Source organism: Sagittula sp. P11, from assembly GCF_002814095.1.
Lineage (GTDB): Bacteria > Pseudomonadota > Alphaproteobacteria > Rhodobacterales > Rhodobacteraceae > Sagittula.
Genome location: NZ_CP021913.1, coordinates 2098166 through 2114322, shown reverse-complemented (window position 1 = coordinate 2114322; position 16157 = coordinate 2098166). Strand labels below are relative to the sequence as shown.

At 63.7% G+C, this 16157-nt stretch carries 17 protein-coding genes; 5 read left to right on the top strand and 12 right to left on the bottom strand.

Annotation, left to right across the window (positions count from 1 at the left end):
• Positions 1-10 precede the first annotated feature (10 nt).
• The 3 genes from flgK to CDO87_RS10315 all read right to left on the bottom strand — a co-directional run bounded on the left by flgK (position 11) and on the right by CDO87_RS10315 (position 3743).
• A complete protein-coding gene (gene flgK / locus CDO87_RS10325) occupies positions 11-1459 on the bottom strand; it encodes a flagellar hook-associated protein FlgK (RefSeq protein WP_100928701.1) in 1449 nt (482 codons plus the stop codon).
• Between the two features lie 34 nt (positions 1460-1493).
• Positions 1494-2801: a flagellar hook protein FlgE gene (locus CDO87_RS10320; protein WP_100928700.1), complete on the bottom strand. Its 1308-nt coding sequence runs from the start codon at positions 2799-2801 to the stop codon at positions 1494-1496.
• A gap of 102 nt (positions 2802-2903) precedes the next feature.
• Positions 2904-3743, bottom strand: coding sequence for a flagellar motor protein MotB (locus tag CDO87_RS10315; protein ID WP_100928699.1), 840 nt, complete (start codon positions 3741-3743; stop codon positions 2904-2906).
• A 206-nt stretch (positions 3744-3949) separates the two neighbouring features.
• Between CDO87_RS10315 and CDO87_RS10310 the strand changes: the two genes are divergently transcribed.
• Positions 3950-6106 carry a YjbH domain-containing protein gene (locus tag CDO87_RS10310; RefSeq protein WP_254698406.1) on the top strand — a complete coding sequence of 719 codons (2157 nt, stop codon included), beginning with the start codon at positions 3950-3952 and terminating at the stop codon, positions 6104-6106.
• Entirely contained in the window at positions 6103-6783 is a 681-nt protein-coding gene (locus CDO87_RS10305) for a YjbF family lipoprotein (RefSeq protein WP_100928697.1), read from the top strand. The genes CDO87_RS10310 and CDO87_RS10305 overlap by 4 nt, the downstream gene beginning before the upstream one ends.
• On the opposite strand, the gene CDO87_RS10300 is transcribed toward CDO87_RS10305, so the two are convergent.
• Both CDO87_RS10300 and CDO87_RS10295 read right to left on the bottom strand, forming a co-directional pair.
• Complete coding sequence (locus CDO87_RS10300; protein WP_100928696.1) at positions 6777-7409, bottom strand: sugar transferase; 633 nt, start codon at positions 7407-7409, stop codon at positions 6777-6779. The genes CDO87_RS10305 and CDO87_RS10300 overlap by 7 nt on opposite strands.
• On the bottom strand, positions 7397-8212 hold the full coding sequence (locus CDO87_RS10295) for an NAD-dependent epimerase/dehydratase family protein (RefSeq protein WP_157814963.1): 816 nt from the start codon (positions 8210-8212) through the stop codon (positions 7397-7399). The genes CDO87_RS10300 and CDO87_RS10295 overlap by 13 nt, the downstream gene beginning before the upstream one ends.
• A 210-nt stretch (positions 8213-8422) precedes the next feature.
• Here CDO87_RS10295 and CDO87_RS10290 point away from each other — a divergent pair, with 210 nt between their 5' ends.
• Positions 8423-9634: an MFS transporter gene (locus CDO87_RS10290; RefSeq protein ID WP_100928694.1), complete on the top strand. Its 1212-nt coding sequence runs from the start codon at positions 8423-8425 to the stop codon at positions 9632-9634.
• A 3-nt stretch (positions 9635-9637) separates the two neighbouring features.
• Here CDO87_RS10290 and CDO87_RS10285 read toward each other — a convergent pair whose 3' ends face one another.
• From CDO87_RS10285 to CDO87_RS10275, 3 genes are read right to left on the bottom strand one after another with little or no spacing between them, the layout of a single operon-like run.
• Positions 9638-10234 (bottom strand): Smr/MutS family protein, encoded by a 597-nt coding sequence (locus CDO87_RS10285; protein ID WP_100928693.1) that lies wholly within the window; start codon positions 10232-10234, stop codon positions 9638-9640.
• A complete protein-coding gene (locus CDO87_RS10280) occupies positions 10231-11229 on the bottom strand; it encodes a murein transglycosylase A (protein WP_100930917.1) in 999 nt (332 codons plus the stop codon). Before CDO87_RS10280 ends, CDO87_RS10285 begins: the two co-directional genes overlap by 4 nt.
• Positions 11230-11267: 38 nt before the next feature.
• On the bottom strand, positions 11268-11927 hold the full coding sequence (locus CDO87_RS10275) for a Tim44/TimA family putative adaptor protein (protein WP_100928692.1): 660 nt from the start codon (positions 11925-11927) through the stop codon (positions 11268-11270).
• Positions 11928-12068: 141 nt separating this feature from the next.
• Between CDO87_RS10275 and CDO87_RS10270 the strand changes: the two genes are divergently transcribed.
• Together CDO87_RS10270 and secB are read left to right on the top strand one after the other, a co-directional pair.
• Positions 12069-12563, top strand: a complete 495-nt coding sequence (locus tag CDO87_RS10270; protein WP_100928691.1) for an FxsA family protein — start codon at positions 12069-12071, stop codon at positions 12561-12563.
• Positions 12564-12620: 57 nt separating this feature from the next.
• On the top strand, positions 12621-13118 hold the full coding sequence (gene secB, locus CDO87_RS10265) for a protein-export chaperone SecB (RefSeq protein WP_100928690.1): 498 nt from the start codon (positions 12621-12623) through the stop codon (positions 13116-13118).
• Positions 13119-13133: 15 nt separating this feature from the next.
• On the opposite strand, the gene dnaQ is transcribed toward secB, so the two are convergent.
• Genes dnaQ through CDO87_RS10245 form a run of 4 tightly spaced genes read right to left on the bottom strand, consistent with a single transcriptional unit; the run spans position 13134 to position 15835 of the window.
• The gene (dnaQ, locus tag CDO87_RS10260) at positions 13134-13823 is read right to left on the bottom strand and encodes a DNA polymerase III subunit epsilon (protein WP_100928689.1); all 690 of its coding nucleotides are present in this window, start codon (positions 13821-13823) and stop codon (positions 13134-13136) included.
• Positions 13816-14409, bottom strand: coding sequence for a dephospho-CoA kinase (gene coaE, locus CDO87_RS10255; protein WP_100928688.1), 594 nt, complete (start codon positions 14407-14409; stop codon positions 13816-13818). The genes dnaQ and coaE overlap by 8 nt, the downstream gene beginning before the upstream one ends.
• Positions 14406-15239 carry a shikimate dehydrogenase gene (locus CDO87_RS10250; protein WP_100928687.1) on the bottom strand — a complete coding sequence of 278 codons (834 nt, stop codon included), beginning with the start codon at positions 15237-15239 and terminating at the stop codon, positions 14406-14408. Before CDO87_RS10250 ends, coaE begins: the two co-directional genes overlap by 4 nt.
• Entirely contained in the window at positions 15236-15835 is a 600-nt protein-coding gene (locus CDO87_RS10245) for a nucleoside triphosphate pyrophosphatase (RefSeq protein ID WP_100928686.1), read from the bottom strand. The genes CDO87_RS10250 and CDO87_RS10245 overlap by 4 nt, the downstream gene beginning before the upstream one ends.
• Between the last annotated feature and the right edge of the window lie 322 nt (positions 15836-16157).

The following is a 16157-nucleotide window of genomic DNA, read 5'->3' as shown; positions in this document are numbered from 1 at the left end:
GAGTGTCTCCTTAGATTGACAGCAGACGCTCGAACAGGTCGTCGACGGTCGAGATGACCTTTGCGTTGGCCGTGTAGTACTGTTCCACTTGCATCAGCTTCTGAAGCTCCTGGTCGGTATCGACGCCCTTGGAGAGCTCCATCTCGCGCAGCGTCCGGTTCTGGGCCGACAGGAAGGTGAATGCGTTTTCGGACCGCACCCGTTCGCCTGCGACCGAGGACGAGAACTGCGACACCTGGTCGATGAACGTGCGGGCGATGCTGGGCAAAGCCGCCGAGCCGGGCACGTTCGAGGCACCCAGGGCATCCGCGATCCCCTGCAGGAGGGTCGCATCTCCGACCTCTCCGGCGGCGGCGGCGCCGATCCCGTCACGAATGCGCCAGGTCCCGCCGCCCGCCGGTGCAAGCACTGCGTTGAGGGAGATCCGCCCGGCGATCCCGGTTTCATTCGCGGCCGCGAAGGCGATGCCGTTGTCGGTGAAAAAGCCCGGATCGGTGGCGCCAAGCGTGGAGTCCGGACCGCCTGGGCCAAGCCGTTCGATCAGGTCGCGGGCGATGCCGTCCAACTCCGCCTGCCGGTTCACCGCCGTCACGTCGCGCAGCTCGAATTGGGCAGCAAGGCTGCCTCCGGCGAACATGCCGTTGGTGGACGGGTCGATCGCCGTACCGTTGAGCGTCAGACCGGACAGCCCGCCGCCGCCCAAAGTCGTGGCTGCATCAATGGAGCCGGTGGTGCTGAAGCCGACCTCATAGGCCTTGCCGTCCAGCAGGATGCCGCCCCTTCGCGTGAACAGGGCGATCTGGCCGTCCTCCCGCTCCACCACGCGCAGGGGCACGATGCTGGAGATTTCGTTCAGCAGGGCCTGCCGTTCATCGAGAACCGAGGCCGTCTCCGTTCCCGAAGCTTCGGCCTTGCGCACGATATCGTTTATGACCTCCAGCCGCGACACGGCCGCATTGAGCGTGGAGACCTGCTTGGCAATCGTGGTGTCGGCGGTCTGCCGGGCGAGTTGCACCTCGAAAGAAAGGTCGTTGATCGCGTTGGTCAAATCGGTCGCGGTGACGGCCACCAGTTCCAACCGCTGCGCGGACGCCGGGTTCGAGGACGCGGACAACAGCGCGTTCTCGAAGGCGGTAATCCGGTCGGTGAGGGAGCCGGACGTCCCCGACTCCCCGACCAGTGTCTCCAGCCGTTTCGCGAAGGCGTACATGTCGCTGCCGCCCGCAAGCTGGGAGTCCGCCACCATCCGGTCGGCCACCAGAACAGGATCGGACTGCCGGACGACACCCGCGACGAGAACGCCGCCGCGCGTGCCGGATCCGAGTGCGCTCAGTTCCATCGTACGCCGCCCGTAGGCCTCGTTCGTGGCGTTCGCGATATTGGTCGAGATCAGCGATGCTGCGCGTGTGTTGGCTTTCAGGCCGGACATCGCGGCGTTCAGGGCTCCCGTCAGGGACATCTAGCACCCTCCTTTTGTCAGGATCGGTTTCGGGTCAGCGCTTGATGTTGGTGGTTTCCTGCAACATCTCGTCGACCGTCTGGATGACCTTCGCGTTGGACGAATAGGCCCGCTGCGTCTGGATCATGTCGGTCAGTTCGGCAGCCACGTCGGTGGTCGATTCCTCCCGTGCGTAGGGAACGATCTCTCCTGTTGGGCCGTCGCCGGCATCCCAGAGGAAGAAGCTGCCGCTCTCTGCCGAGGGCTGGAACAACTGGTTGTTCAGCGCGATCATGCCGTTCGGGTTCGGAACGTCGACCAGCGGGATCTGGAAGATGACAGCGCTGGCCCCGGTGTCGAAGTAAGCGTAGACCCGCCCGCTTTCATCGACTTCAACGGAGGTCATGTTGCCCGCAGGCGACCCGTCCTTTGCGATGTTCAGTGGCGCGAAGCTGTCGGAGCGCTGGGTCAAGCCGTTGTTGGTGAAGAGCTGTCCGATGCTCAGTTCGATCGGGCCGCCCGCTGCGTTCACGATGACGGAGCCTGCCACGCCGTCGTAGGCGCCGCCGGCACTGATCGGTGCGCTGACGCTTGCCAGTGTGCCGCCCGCCGATGGCGTATTGTCGAAAGTCACTGTGTAGTCGCCGATGATTGCGCCGCCACTGGCGGAATCGGTGATGACCATCGTCCATTCGTTCGAAGAGCCGGTGGCCGGGACGGTGGGCGTGAACGTCACGTTCAGCGATTCCGATCGGCCAAGGTTGTCAAAATATTCGATGGGCAGTTCCAGCGGATCACCGGAGGCGCCGGCGGTCGTCTGTGTCGCCGGGAGGTTGACGCCCATCGTGATCGCGGTGGTCGGTTCGCTGAGATACTGGTTCAGCGCGATCTGGATAGGCTCGAGGCTGGCAGACGTGTCGCGGGCCAGGTTCGGAATGCTGCCGTCCGCATTTGCCCGCCAACCCAGCAGCATGAGGCCCGATTCCGTCCTGAGATACCCTTCTGCGTCCAGCCGGAACGATGCCGTCGTCGTCATGAACATCTGCGGATTGCCGTTGCCGGCCAGCACCTCTGTCGCCTGGGCCACCGGAAGGAAACCGGTGCCGCGCACGGCGAGGTCGGTGGCGTTGTTCGTCGTCACCAGCGCGCCGTGTTCCGCGACGAGCCGGTTGGTCTGCGTGCGGACACCCCCGGCGGTGTAGGTGCCGGAGTTTCCAGAGGTCACCATGGCGGAAAATTCCGTCTCGACGCGCTTGTAGCCTTGCGTCGCAGAGTTGGCGATGTTGTCGGAAATGGTCGCCAGCCGCGTCGCGTTTGCCGAAAGGCCTGCAACACCTGCGTTGAGAGAAGATGAGATCGTCATTGACACGCCTTTCTGCTGTCTCGCTCAAATTTCGAGACAACTGATAAGGCCGCCGGTTTAACGCCCGGCTAACAGCTAAAATCCGATCCAATCTCGGGCCCGTCACAAGTCACGCAGAAAGACCACCTCGATCCGGTTGTTGCGGGGGTTCATCGGATTGGCGTGCACCGGTTCCCGGTCGGCGTAGGAGGTGACCCGCTTGATGCGGTTCTCCGACACCCCGTCGCCGGTCAGCAACTCGCGGAAGGCGGAGGCGCGCAACCCGGAGACATCCCAGCTTGGATCCCGAGCCAGAACAAGGGGATAGGACGCGACGTGCCCCTCGATCGCCATCTGGTTGGTCACCACTTCGGACGCTCGCGCCAGGACAAGCGCCAGATCTTCCAGCAGGGGCGTCGGTGTCGCTTCGCCGGTAAAGAGGCGGGCGTGCTCGGATTCGAAGAACTCGATCACCAGCCCCTCGTCGGTGACGCGTGTGACGATGTGTTCCATCAGCTCGTCGGCGACCATGCTCTCTCCGCCGCGCCCCATGAGCATCTCTTCCACCTCCTTGAAGGCTTCGTCCATGTCTGCCGCGTCGTCGCCGGTGTCCCCCTCGGTGAAGGTGCCCTGCTCGCCGTTGGAGGCGGCCGGGTTCAGACTGGTGGAGCCGGAGCCCATGCGCGGCAGGGTGTTTTCCGCAAACACGGAGTCACCGCCAAGCGGACCGTCGCCGCCACCGGACACACGGGCCATGGCGACCGTCGGGGTGAAGTAGTCGGCAATACCCTTGCGCTGCTTCTCCGTCGTCGCGTTCAATAGCCACATCAAAAGGAAGAACGCCATCATGGCCGTGACGAAGTCGGCATACGCCACCTTCCAAGCCCCGCCATGGTGCCCGTCGCCGCCGACGACTTTCTTCCGTTTGATGATGATAGGCGCAAGTTCATTGTCGCCGCTCATCGCACTCACCTTTCTCCCACCGGGGTCAGGTTTATGCGGCGGCGGCTTACCACCGCCTTAACGAGTCAAAGTGTCGGGTTAATTTTGCCAGACTCACAACCGTGCTCATAATCACACAGACCCGGCGGCGAACCGTGCAAATTTATGGACACGAACATGGCAAAACCGTAGCAAGAGTGCGGGCCAAGAAGAGCAGAGGTAAGAACATGCCGGGTATCCCTTCCCGACACTCACGACGCGGACGGATCGTCGGAGCACTTCTCGGCTCCGTCGCAACGCTCTGGTCTTCTGCCGCGGTACCGCAGGAAGGCCGCGACGGCGCCACCATGAACCTCTACGGGACCCCGGGCCTCGTCGACATGCCGACAGCCGAAGTCCTGCCGGATGCAACGCTCAGTGCAACCTATGGCGGATTCGGAAACTACACCCGCTCAACCCTGAGCTTCCAGATCACGCCCCGCTTGTCGGGCAGCTTTCGCTACTCGGAACTGAAGGCCTTCCCCTTCGCGGTCTCCGAAGACTACTTCGACCGCAGCTTTGACATTCGTTACCTTCTGATGAAGGAAAGCGGCTGGCGCCCGGCCATCGTGGTCGGCATGTCGGACATCATCGGTACGGGCGTCTACAGCGGCGAATACGTCGTCGCAACCAAGACGCTGATGCCCGGCCTCAAGGTGACCGGCGGGATCGGCTGGGGCCGCTTCGGCAGCGAAGCGACGCTCGGATCTCTCGGGACCCGTCCGACGACCGTTCTCGGCCAGGGCGGCAAGTTCACGACCGACCGCTGGTTCCGCGGCGACATGGCCGCGTTCGGCGGTGTCAGCTACGCCCCCAACGACCGCTTCAAGTTCAAGGTCGAATACTCCTCCGACCAGTACGAACGCGAAGTTGCGAGCGGCGGTGTCGAGCACAAGTCGCCCTGGAACTTCGGCGTCGATTACAAGCTCTGGCAGGGCGCGGGCCAGCTTTCGCTCTACAGTGTGCTTGGCAGTGAGGTTGGCGCGCAGCTGACGGTTTACACCAACCCGAAGACGCTGGGCGTTCCCGGCGGGGTCGAGCCGTCCGGCCTGCCCGTCGCCCCCCGTCCGGCCGGCGCCGCCGCCGACCTTGGCTGGACCGTCGACCCGCAGAAGACCACCGCAGCGCAGACGCAGCTTGCCCAGACGCTCGCCTCGGAAGGCATCAGGCTGGAGGGCATGACCCTCGAAAGCCGTCGGGCCGTCGTGCGTGTGTCCAACCCGCGCTTCAACTCCGAAGCGCAGGCGCTTGGCCGTATCGCCCGCGTCATGACCCGGACACTTCCCGCATCGGTCGAACAGTTCGAAATCATCCCGATGGTCAACGGCATGGCCACGTCGTCGGTCGTCATCATGCGCTCCGACCTCGAACGCGAGGAGCATGAGGCCGCCATCGAGATCCTGCCGCGCGTGCGCTTCTACGACGGTTTCGGGCGCGAGCCCGAGGCATATCAGTCGTCCTATCCGCAGTTCGATTGGTCGCTTGCTCCCTACCTCGACGTGTCGGTCTTCGACCCCGAAGAGCCTGTCCGGACCGAGGGAGGCCTGCGCGGCACGTTCAGCCTCGACGTCACGCCGAACCTCGTGTTCTCCGGTTCGGCCTCCTACCGCGCCACCGGCAACATCAGCGACATCAGCCGCCGGGATGAATCTGGCCTGCCGCGCGTTCGCACGGATGCGCCGGTCTACGCCGCAGAGGGTGACGAAACCATCGAGAACCTCCAGCTCGCCTATTACGGGCGCCCGGGCAAGAACCTCTACGGCCGGATCTCGGCAGGTTACCTCGAAGAGATGTACGGCGGTGTCTCGGCCGAGATCCTCTGGAAGCCGGTCACCAGCCGTGTCGCCTTCGGCGCGGAAGTGAACTGGATCCAGCGCCGCGACTACGATCAGCTTTTCGGCTTCCAGTCGATGACCACCACCGACCCGGTGTCCGGCGCCAAGCGGGAGATCCCGGAGTTCAACGGCCATGTCTCGGCGTACTACGACTTCGGCAACGGCTTCCACGGCCAGCTTGACGTGGGCCGCTACCTCGCCGGCGACATCGGTGCCACCGTTGGACTCGACCGCGAGTTTGCCAACGGCTGGAGCGTCGGCGCCTATGCGACCGTCACCGATGCCTCTGCCGAAGACTTCGGCGAAGGTTCCTTCGACAAGGGTATCCGCATCACGATCCCGATCAGCTCGCTGCTCAACGTGCCCACCCGGCGCGAGAACAACATCAATGTCCGGTCGCTCACCCGTGACGGCGGTGCGCGCCTCAACGTTCGTGGCCGGCTCTACGAACAGGTTCGGGACTACCACAAACCCGAAGTTGTCGAATCGTGGGGGAGGTTCTGGCGATGAGCATGACACGCCTGAAGACAATCGGCCTCGCCCTGTGCGCCGGCCTGATCCTCGCATCCTGCGGCAGCGACAAGTCGGCGAGCACCCTAGATGTGCTCAAAGGCATCCCCGCCTCGATCAAGGCGCGCCGGACGCCCCCGCCGCCGATCTCCGCAGCACAGATCGCCCAGGCCCTGCAGTCGACCAACAAGCCGGTCGCCCTGTTCCAACTCGAGAACCGCAGGAACGCGCAGGTGCTCCTGTCGGAGGTCGAGCGCAACGGCGAATATCAGACCTTCGGCAACCAGGCGCGGCAGGCCGTCGTGATGCGCGACGGCATGATCACCGCCTCGCGCGGGCTTGGCGGCGACCTGATGTCCACAGAAGAGGACGAGCTGCTTTACATGATCCAGTCGCGCGCGGGCGGCAACGTCAGCTACGTGCAGCGTTTCCTGACGCCCGAGTACAAGACGAAGGAAATCATCTACCATTGCTCTGTCCGTCCCGGCGCGGGAGGTCACACGCCGCTGGGCCGGGCCACGATGCCGACCTCCTCGGTCGGTGTGTCCTGCCAGGCAGCCGGCGAGGCGTCCTTCGAGAACAGCTACTACGTGGCCGGAGACGGGACGATCGTCAGCGGACGCCAGTGGATGGGCGAAACCCTCGGGTATCTGGACACGCAGCTTCTGCGCTACTGACGTCCTTTGCGGTCGTGCATCGTCACCCGGCCGAACACCGTCGCGAACATCAGCCGCATGTCCGAACAGGGCGTGCGGCTTTTCACATAGATGAGGTCCAGCCGTGCCTTCCGCGGGATGCAGCGGCGGCAGTAGATGTCTTCGGTGTGCTCTGGCGTCGATGCGCCTGACAGCAGTCTTTCCTCATGCGCGTGGAATGCCTGCGATGCGAGCCCGGTGACACCCGGACGCTCCGCCAGCACCTTGTCGTAAAGGTCCGGGAACATCTCGACATATCTGCGAAGCGGCGGGCGCGGACCGACGAAACCGACATCGCCCCTGAGGATGTTCCAGATCTGTGGCAGTTCATCCAGCCGCGTCCGTCTGAGCCATTTACCCGTGGAGGTGATCCGCGCGGCCTTGTCCCCGCCGGTCACACCCCCATCCCGCTCTTTCGGCTGCATGGTACGGAACTTCCAGAGCGTGAAGGATCTGCCCGGGTCGCGCATCCGTTCGGAGCCATAAAAGACCGGCGGCCCCTCCCTCAACAGCAAGATCAGCGCCACGACCAGGATCAACGGCGACAGCAACAGCCCGAGCCCAAGGGCATAGATCACATCAAGGATACGGAACGTCAGGCGGGACATGGCAAGAATCCCGCTGCCCGGGCCTGCGCCACCAGTTCGGCAGGCGATGAAGCGATCCGCAGATCCGGCAAGAGCCTGCCCAGCTTCGACGTGTCGAGCACGACGGACTGGATGGCACCCGGCGGCGCCGACGTCCACCTTACGTCCATGCCTGCGGCAGTCACGATGTCCGCCATGGCCGTCACCTGAGGTGCAGCGACATTGTAAGCACCTGATATGGCAATGTCTTTTGTCAGGAACTTGAACACGCGGACAAGGTCGACCGGGCCGATATAGCTGCGCTGCGGGCCGGTGCCGTCGGCAAAGCGGTCGAGCGCCACCGAAGGCCTGCGGCGCAGGCTCTGCCCGAGGCTGTCCGCCCCGGCGACGTTGCCGAGGCGCAGGACGATGGAGCGGACGGCTTCCCCATGGCCCCGGTGCCAGGCGGCAATCGCATCTTCCATGTCGCACTTGGCAACGCTGTACGGGCCGACCGGCTGAAGAGCGTCTGCCTCATGCAACGCCCTGTCCGCGACACCATACACCGCAGCGCTGGAAATATGGACAACCTGCGGCGCACCGACAGCGACCGCCAGATTGAGCGCCGCCTCCGCGAGACGGGCATTGTCGCTCAGCACACCGGAGGTCGCGCCCCACAAGGCCAGGATGGCACGGGTTTCAGTGGCCAGAACCGCCGGAACATCATCGCCGGGCTTCCACGTGACTTCTGCTGCGCCCTCTTTCCGCGCAACGGTGATCAGCTCACCGCGCGAAGGCCAGAGGCGGCACACCATGCGCCCGAGCTTGCCGTTCGCGCCCAGCACGATGATCTTTCCCCTGCGGCGGTCGTCTTCCTCGGCTGTCGTCATCCCGATCCGTGTCCCAGCGGACTTCGAACCACGTTAACAGTGAAATCCTTGAAGGATCCTTACCGCTGCCCCGACCCGTGCAGGCGATGTGGATTTCGGCAACGCCTGACAGCCGGCATCGCAGTTTCACTTGTGCCCGCCCCGGTTCCGTCCGATAGCGGAAACATGAGTCTCCTTCGCTTTCTTTCCGAAAACATCCAGTGGCTGGCGGCAGGTATCCTGCTGACTTTCCTGTCGAGTTTTGGCCAGACGTTCTTCATCTCGATCTTCGCGGGGGAAATCCGCAGCACGTTCGGGCTGAGCCACGGACAATGGGGCCTGATCTACACCATCGGCACGTCGGTCTCGGCGGCGGTGATGATCTGGGCGGGATCGCTGACCGACTTCTTCCGGACACGCGTCTTGGGGGCGGCTGTCCTGTCGATGCTGGCCGCGTCCTGCCTGTTCATGGCGTTCAACACTTGGGCGGCGCTGCTGCCGGTCGTGATCTTTGCCCTCCGCTTCACAGGCCAGGGCATGGCCAGCCACCTTGCCGTCGTCTCCATGTCGCGCTGGTTCGTGGCGACACGGGGCAAGGCGCTCTCCGTTGCTACTCTCGGCTTCGCAATCGGCGAAGGCCTGCTCCCCCTGACCTTCGTGTGGCTGATGACCCGGATGGACTGGCGGCTGCTGTGGGTCGGTGCTGCGACGGTGGCGGTTATGGCGATCCCGCTGCTGGTCATGCTTCTGCGTCAGGAGCGCACGCCGCAAAGCCACGCGGAAACCGACCACTCCGTCGGGATGGAAGGACGGCACTGGCGCCGGCCCGAGATGCTGCGCCACTGGTTGTTCTGGTTCATGATCCCGGCGCTTCTTGGCCCGTCCGCCTTCAACACCGCGTTTTTCTTCCAGCAGGTCCACTTCGCGACCGTGAAGGGCTGGAGCCACCTGGAACTCGTGGCGATCTTCCCGCTGTACACTGCCGGATCGATCACCGCGATGCTAGTGTCCGGCTGGCTGCTGGACCGCTTCGGGACGCCACGGCTGATCCCGTGGTACCAGCTTCCCATGGTCATAGGTTTCGCGCTTTTCGCGGTGGGACAGAGCCTGTTTTCCGCGCTGATCGGCCTGATCTTCGTGGCCATGACCGCGGGCGCGAACACCACCCTGCCGAACGCGTTCTGGGCAGAGTTCTACGGCACGCGAAGCCTTGGCGCGATCAAGGCGATGGCGGCGGCGGTGATGGTGCTGGGCTCCGCCCTCGGTCCCGGTCTGACCGGCGGTCTGATCGACGCAGGCGTGGGGATCGAGGTCCAGTACCTGGGTGTTGCGGGCTACTTCATCCTCGCGACGATCTGCATGGCCATCGGCGTGCGGCGCGCAGCGAAGTTTCTCTGATCCTTACCGCGCCCGCCGCAGGTAGACGTAGTAAGCGCCTGCGCCGCCGTGCCTCTGGTGTGCAGGCGTGATCTGAAGCACCGCCGCGGCCAGAGGTGCCATCTGCAGCCACATCGGCACCTGCTGACGCAGCACCCCCCGCTGCCGTGGCGCGGGATCGTAGGGATCGGGTGCGGCACCTTTGCCGGTGATCACCAGAACGAGCCTGTGGCCCTTTGCGTGTGCGCCCATGATGAAGCGTGTCAGGGCCGGATGTGCACGGTCCAGCGTCATCCCGTGCAGGTCGATGCGGGCATCCGGCGTCAGCTTCCCGCGCTTGAGGCGCTGGTAGGCCTTGTGATCCATGTTGACCGGCGCCGCGTGCAGCCGGTCCGCCGCTGTCTTCGGAAAATAATGCGTCTCCGTGTGGTCCGGCGCCTTTGCCCCCATGGAAAAAGGCGACACGTTCTCTGTCACGGGCTTCGAGGGACGGCTGTTGGGGACCGTCGGTTCGGAGGGTGAGAGTTTCCGCGATTTCAGGTTGCCCGGCAACGGCTTGGCACTGCGAGCGATCTGCGACCAGAGCTCCAGTTCATCGGGACGCACGCGGCGCCGGCTCATTGCACCCAGTCCGGTGCGAAGGCGTAGGCGCGCTGGATCGGCATCAGGACGACCATCCGCCCGGGGTCCTTCACGCCGCCTGCAATGCGCCCGGCCTCGTCGCCGGTCCCGTAGAAGATGTCGGCCCGCTGCGCCCCCTTGATCGCGGACCCGGTGTCCTGCGCGATCATCAGACGGTTGAGCGGGGTCTCGCCCTTCTTCTCGATCCACACGGGCGCGCCGAGCGGCGTGTACTTCGGATCGACCGCAATCGACCGCATCGTCGTGATCGACCGGTTCATCGCGCCGAGCGGCCCCTTTTCTGCGGGCACCTCGCTCACTTCGCGGAAGAAGACATAGCTGTTGTTGTGGAACAGCAGCTCTTCGCCCAGCATCGGATTGCTGCGGACCCATGCCTTGATGACCTGCGCGGACACCTGGTGCATGTTGAACAGGCCGCGCCGGACCAGTTCCTTGCCGATGGACCGGTAATCGTGCCCGTTCGATCCACCGTAACCCACGCGAATGTGACGACCGTCCGGGAAACGCACCCGCCCGGAACCCTGGATCTGCAGAAAGAACAGCTCCACCGGGTCGTCGACCCAGGCGATTTCCAGACCGCGCCCCTCCATGACCCCGGAGGTCAGGATATCGCGGCGGCTCAGCCACGGGCGGTTGAGGCGCGCTTCGGGCGGCATGGCATAGATCGGATATTGGTAGCGACCTGATCGGAACGGCGCTCCGTCGAGTTCAGGCTCGAAATAGCCGGTGAACAGCGGTTCGGCCCCGTCGCTGATGACAACCGGCCGGAACAGCAGTTCGAAGAAGCCGCGCGCATCGTTCGTGGACAGAGCGAGTTTGCACAGCGCCCGCCAATCGGGATCGTTCATGTCGCCGCAGGTGTTGCGGAACACCTCAAGCGCCGCAAGGTGGTCGTCCTCTGCCCAGCCTTCGAGGCCGTCGAAATCCAGCACAGTGTACGAGGTCTCGTCCTCGCCTTCCGCCGAGGCGCTCATGGAAAAGAGAACCAGCGAAAGCGCGAAGACAAGTCGGATCATTCGTCCGTGGCGACCAGTTGCCAGTTGGGATCGTCTGCGCCCATGACGCGCGCGTAGGTCCAGATGTCCTTCTGACGCTTCACCGCGGTCGGGGATCCTTCGACGACTTCACCCTCGGCGTTCTTCACGACAGAGGTCAGTTCGCCGACGTAGCGCACGGTGATTTCCGCCTCGCGCGTGTCGGGGTCGAAAGATGCGCCAGCCAGCGTCATTTCGCGAACGCCGACAAAATTCGCCTCGATGGTCAGGCCTTCGGCCTCGCGGGCCTCCACCACGTCGGAGAAGGTCTCGAAAACGTCATCGGCGAGGAACGGCTTCAACCCCTCGATATCGCCCCGTTCGAAGCCCATGAGGATCATCTCGTAAGCCCCGCGCGCCCCGCCAAGGAACTCCGACACGGAGAAGCTCGGCTCCACCCGTTTCATCGCGGCCAGCGCGTTGGCGGCATCGCTGCCCTCTGCGACGTGGTCGGTGATGTCGTGGTCAGGACCACCTTCGATCACCTCGAAGTCGCGGCGCGACGTGGTTTCCTTGCTCTTGCCGGAAGGCGTTGGCCGCTCGAACCCGTCGCGCGTCCCCAGCACGCTGCGCAGACGCAGCACGAGGAAGACGGCGATCCCGGCCAGGACAAGAAGCTGGAGGAGCGGATTCTGCATCGGGGCCTCATGATGGGTACGGATGGAAACTTTGGCTTCGGGTTCCTATGTAGGTGACGTGTCTGAACAAGTCCACACGGGCGGCGGTGAAGTGAACCGTTGGCCGGATATGGTTCGGACATTGGTCAAGGAGGAATGCGCATGTGGCTGTTTCTGGTCTTTCTGATGGTCCCGCTGATCGAGATCGCCCTTTTCATCCAGGTGGGCGGGCTGATTGGCCTGTTGCCGACGCTTGCCATCGTCGTGCTGACAGCGATCATCGGCACGTACCTCGTGCGGTCGCAGGGCGCGCGGGCGCTTGCCGACCTCAGACGCAGCTTTTCCGAACTTCAGGACCCCAGTGAGCCGCTGGCACATGGCGCGATGATCCTTCTGTCGGGCGCGCTCCTACTGACTCCGGGGTTCTTCACCGATGCCGTGGGCTTTGCCCTGCTCGTCCCGGGCGTCCGGTCCGCCGTGATGCGTTGGGCGCGCCAGCGGATCAAGGTGACGCGTTTCCAGATGGGGCCCGAACCGCAGCGCCCCCCGCACCGCGACCCGACCCCTGCACGCGGTGATGTGATCGACGGTGATTTTACCGAAGTTCCGCAGGGCAAGTCGCCGAACCACCCCGGTTCCGGCTGGACGAGGCATTGAGAAACCCATCGGCGCCTGTTAATCCAGCTTTCAAGAAATTCAACCGGAGTACAATTCATGGCAGATTCCAACGGGGCAGCCCAAGCGCCTCAGCCGCCCAAGATGAACGTGCTTGCGCAGTTTATCCGTGACCTTTCGTTCGAGAACATCCTTTCCCAGAAAGGCGTGTCCGGCGAAGTGCAGCCCGACGTCCAGGTCCAGGTCAACCTCGACGCCAAGAAGCGGACGCCGGAGCACCAGTTCGAAGTCGTCATGAAGTTGAAGGTGGAGTCGAAGGCTAAGGAGTCTTCCGAAATCCTATTTATCCTCGAACTCGACTACGTGGGTGTGTTCCACATCGAGAACGTCCCCGAGGACCAGCTTCACCCGTTCCTGCTGATCGAATGCCCGCGGATGCTTTTCCCGTTCGTACGCCGCATCGTGTCGGACGTGTCCCGCGACGGTGGCTTCCCGCCGCTGAACCTGGAAACGATCGACTTCCTCGCGCTCTACCGTGCGGAGCTTCAGCGCCGCGCCGCCGCGCAGCAGGAAGCCTCCAGCGTTCCGACGCAGTAAGTCAGCGGAACGCGATCAGGACCGGTTCCAGATCGCGTTTTCCCCGAGCTTCCCGACAAAGGCGGCGTGAGCCGCCTTTTCCGTGTCCGTCAGGCGCGATGGCAACGGCGTGGACCGCGGCTTCGGCCGCCAGTTCGTCACTGTTTCACCGACACTCGGAGTGGAGGACGCAGCGGTCAGCCCGAAATCCGGCTGCTTGCCCCCGATAAGCTCGAGGTAGACCTCAGCCAGAATTTCAGAGTCGAGAAGCGCGCCGTGCAGCGTCCGCGACGAGTTGTCGATCCCGAACCGGCGGCAGAGCGCGTCGAGCGAAGCAGGTGAGCCGGGGAATTTCCGGCGTGCGATGTCCAGAGTGTCGATGGCGCAGTCCTTGGCCAGCGTCGGACGGTTGGCCCAGCGAAGTTCGGCGTTCAGGAATTTGACGTCGAAGGCGGCGTTGTGGATCACCAGTTTCGAGTCACCGATGAAGGCGCGGAACTCGTCGACGATCTTGGCAAAGACCGGCTTGTCGCGCAGGAAATCGTCGCCCAGGCCGTGGACGGCAAAGGCCTCCTGCGGCATGGACCGTTCCGGGTTGATGTACTGGTGATAGGTGTTGCCGGTCGGAACGTGGTTGAACAGTTCCACGGCACCGATCTCGACGATGCGGTCGCCCTGCTCCGGCTCGAACCCCGTGGTTTCCGTATCGAGTACGATTTCACGCATGTCTCAGCCTTTCTTCGATCTCATCCAGGATGTGCAGCACCTGCGCGCGCGCATGTTCAGGCGTATCCGTCTCTATCGTCCATGTCGACCGGGCGCATTTTTCCTCGGACGGCATCTGCCGGGCCAGGATGCGCTCAAGGTCCGCATCGGTCATCGTGCCCCGGGCAAGGACCCGCTCCCGCTGTATTTCACGTGAAACAAAGACGCAGGCGGTCGCGTCCATCTCGGCGTCGCCGCCCGTCTCGAACAACAGCGGAATGTCGAACACCACGATCCTGTCGGCGTTGTCCCTGACGAATGCCTCGCGATCTGCCCTGACCAGCGGATGCACGATGCGTTCGAGATCGGGCAAGGCCTCGGGATCACCCCCAATCAGGGTCTTCAGCACGTCGCGGGACACCGCACCGTCCCGGATGGCGTCAGGAAAACGCTCTCCGATCGGATCGACCGCGGCGCCACCAGCGGAATAGAGCCTGTGCACCGCGGCGTCGGCATCCCAGACGGCACATCCCTCGGCGGCAAAGATCGCTGCCGTCGACGACTTGCCCATGCCGATGGACCCGGTCAGCCCCAGCTTGAACCTCATCGCAGGACGGCGGCGCGTGTCGCTTCGTCGACCTCTGGCCGTGTGCCGAACCACCGCTCGAAACCGGGCACCGCCTGGTGCAGCAACATGCCGAGACCGTCGACCACCGTGCTGCCGGCACGCTCGGCCTCGCGCAGGAGACGGGTCTGGAGCGGCGTATAGACGAGATCGGACACCACCATGTCCGGAGTGAGCGCATCCAGCGGAACGCGGAACTCCGGCTTGCCGGTCATGCCGAGGGACGTCGTGTTCACCACCGTGCGGCAATCCTCGATGATGTTGCCGGCCTGCACCCAATCGTGCACCTGAACTCGGTTGCCGAAATCGGACCGCAGCTGTTCCGCCCGCACACGTGTCCGGTTGGTCAGCCGGATTTCGGGCACACCCACGTCGATCAGGGATGCGATGACGGCACGGGCCGCGCCCCCTGCCCCGAACACCACCGCCGGCCCGGCGGAGGGATCCCAATCCGGCGCCGACTGCCTGAGGTTCTCGGTGAACCCATAACCGTCGGTGTTGTCGGCGTGGATCCTGCCGTCCTTTCTAAAGATCAGGGTGTTCGCCGCGCCGATCAGCGTCGCCCGGTCAGACGCGAGATCGGCAATCTCCAGGATCTTCTCCTTGTAAGGGATCGTGACGTTGACGCCCATGAAACCGAGTTCCGGCAAGAGCCGGATGGTCTCGGCGAGTTTGTCGGCGGGCACCTCGATGGGAATATAGTGTCCCGGAATCCCGTGCTTCCTGAGCCAGTGCGCGAACAGACGCGGCGACCTCGAATGCGCGATGGGCTTGCCGATGACGGCGGCGAGAGGAATTCGAGGCAGGGTCATGAAGGGATGGTTCCTCTGACGGACAGGAAGTTGAGCAGTTCGAGCATGGGGAGCCCGAGAATCGTGAAATGGCTGCCTTCTACGCGCGCGAAGAGACGTATGCCTTCCTTCTCGAGCTTGTAGCCACCGACGGAGGAGCCGACGTCAGGCCAGTTCCTGTCGAGGTAGGCGTCGAGGTAGGCGTCCGAAAAGGTGCGCATCGTCAGCCGCGCGGTGCCGACGTGCCGCCAGACCGACTTACCCTCTTCATAGATGACGGCTGCGGAGAGAAGCTGATGTGTCTCGCCGCGCAGAGAGACAAGCTGACCGCGCGCCTCTTCGCGGCTGACAGGTTTCGACAGGATGGCGCCCTTGAACGCCAGCACCTGATCACAACCCAGAACCAGGCCTGACGGATGCCGCCCGGACACCTTCTGCGCCTTAGCTTCTGCCAGGGTATCGGCGATATCCCGCGGCGTCGCGCCTTCGGCAAGCAGCGATTCCCGAATCATGTCTTCGTCGATCCGGGCGGGCTCTGACGCGACGTTCAGGCCGGCGGACCGGAGCAGGCTGGCGCGGATTTCGGAGCCGGAAGCGAGGATCAGGTCCTCTTTCATGGGGATAAATCTTGGTATGAGTGTGTGGGCTGGATCGATGACGTTTGTGCGAAAATTCGGTTCTACATGCAAGCACGGGAAAGATCGCGAGTTCCGCCCTCGCCCTTCGCCGGGCTTGCCCATGTTGACGAGGATATCTCATGGCGCGTGACAATCGCGGTCGGATGCTGTTCATCCCGTGGTTTTCCAACCCCGCTCCTGCGCGATTTCATATGCATAAATTATTGAAATAAATAAATATTTCTAAGTTCATTGTCAGGTCGTCCAGAGACGATCCCCGAAGTTCTCCATAGGTCGGCGGCGTGTTGGTAAGTGTGTTTAC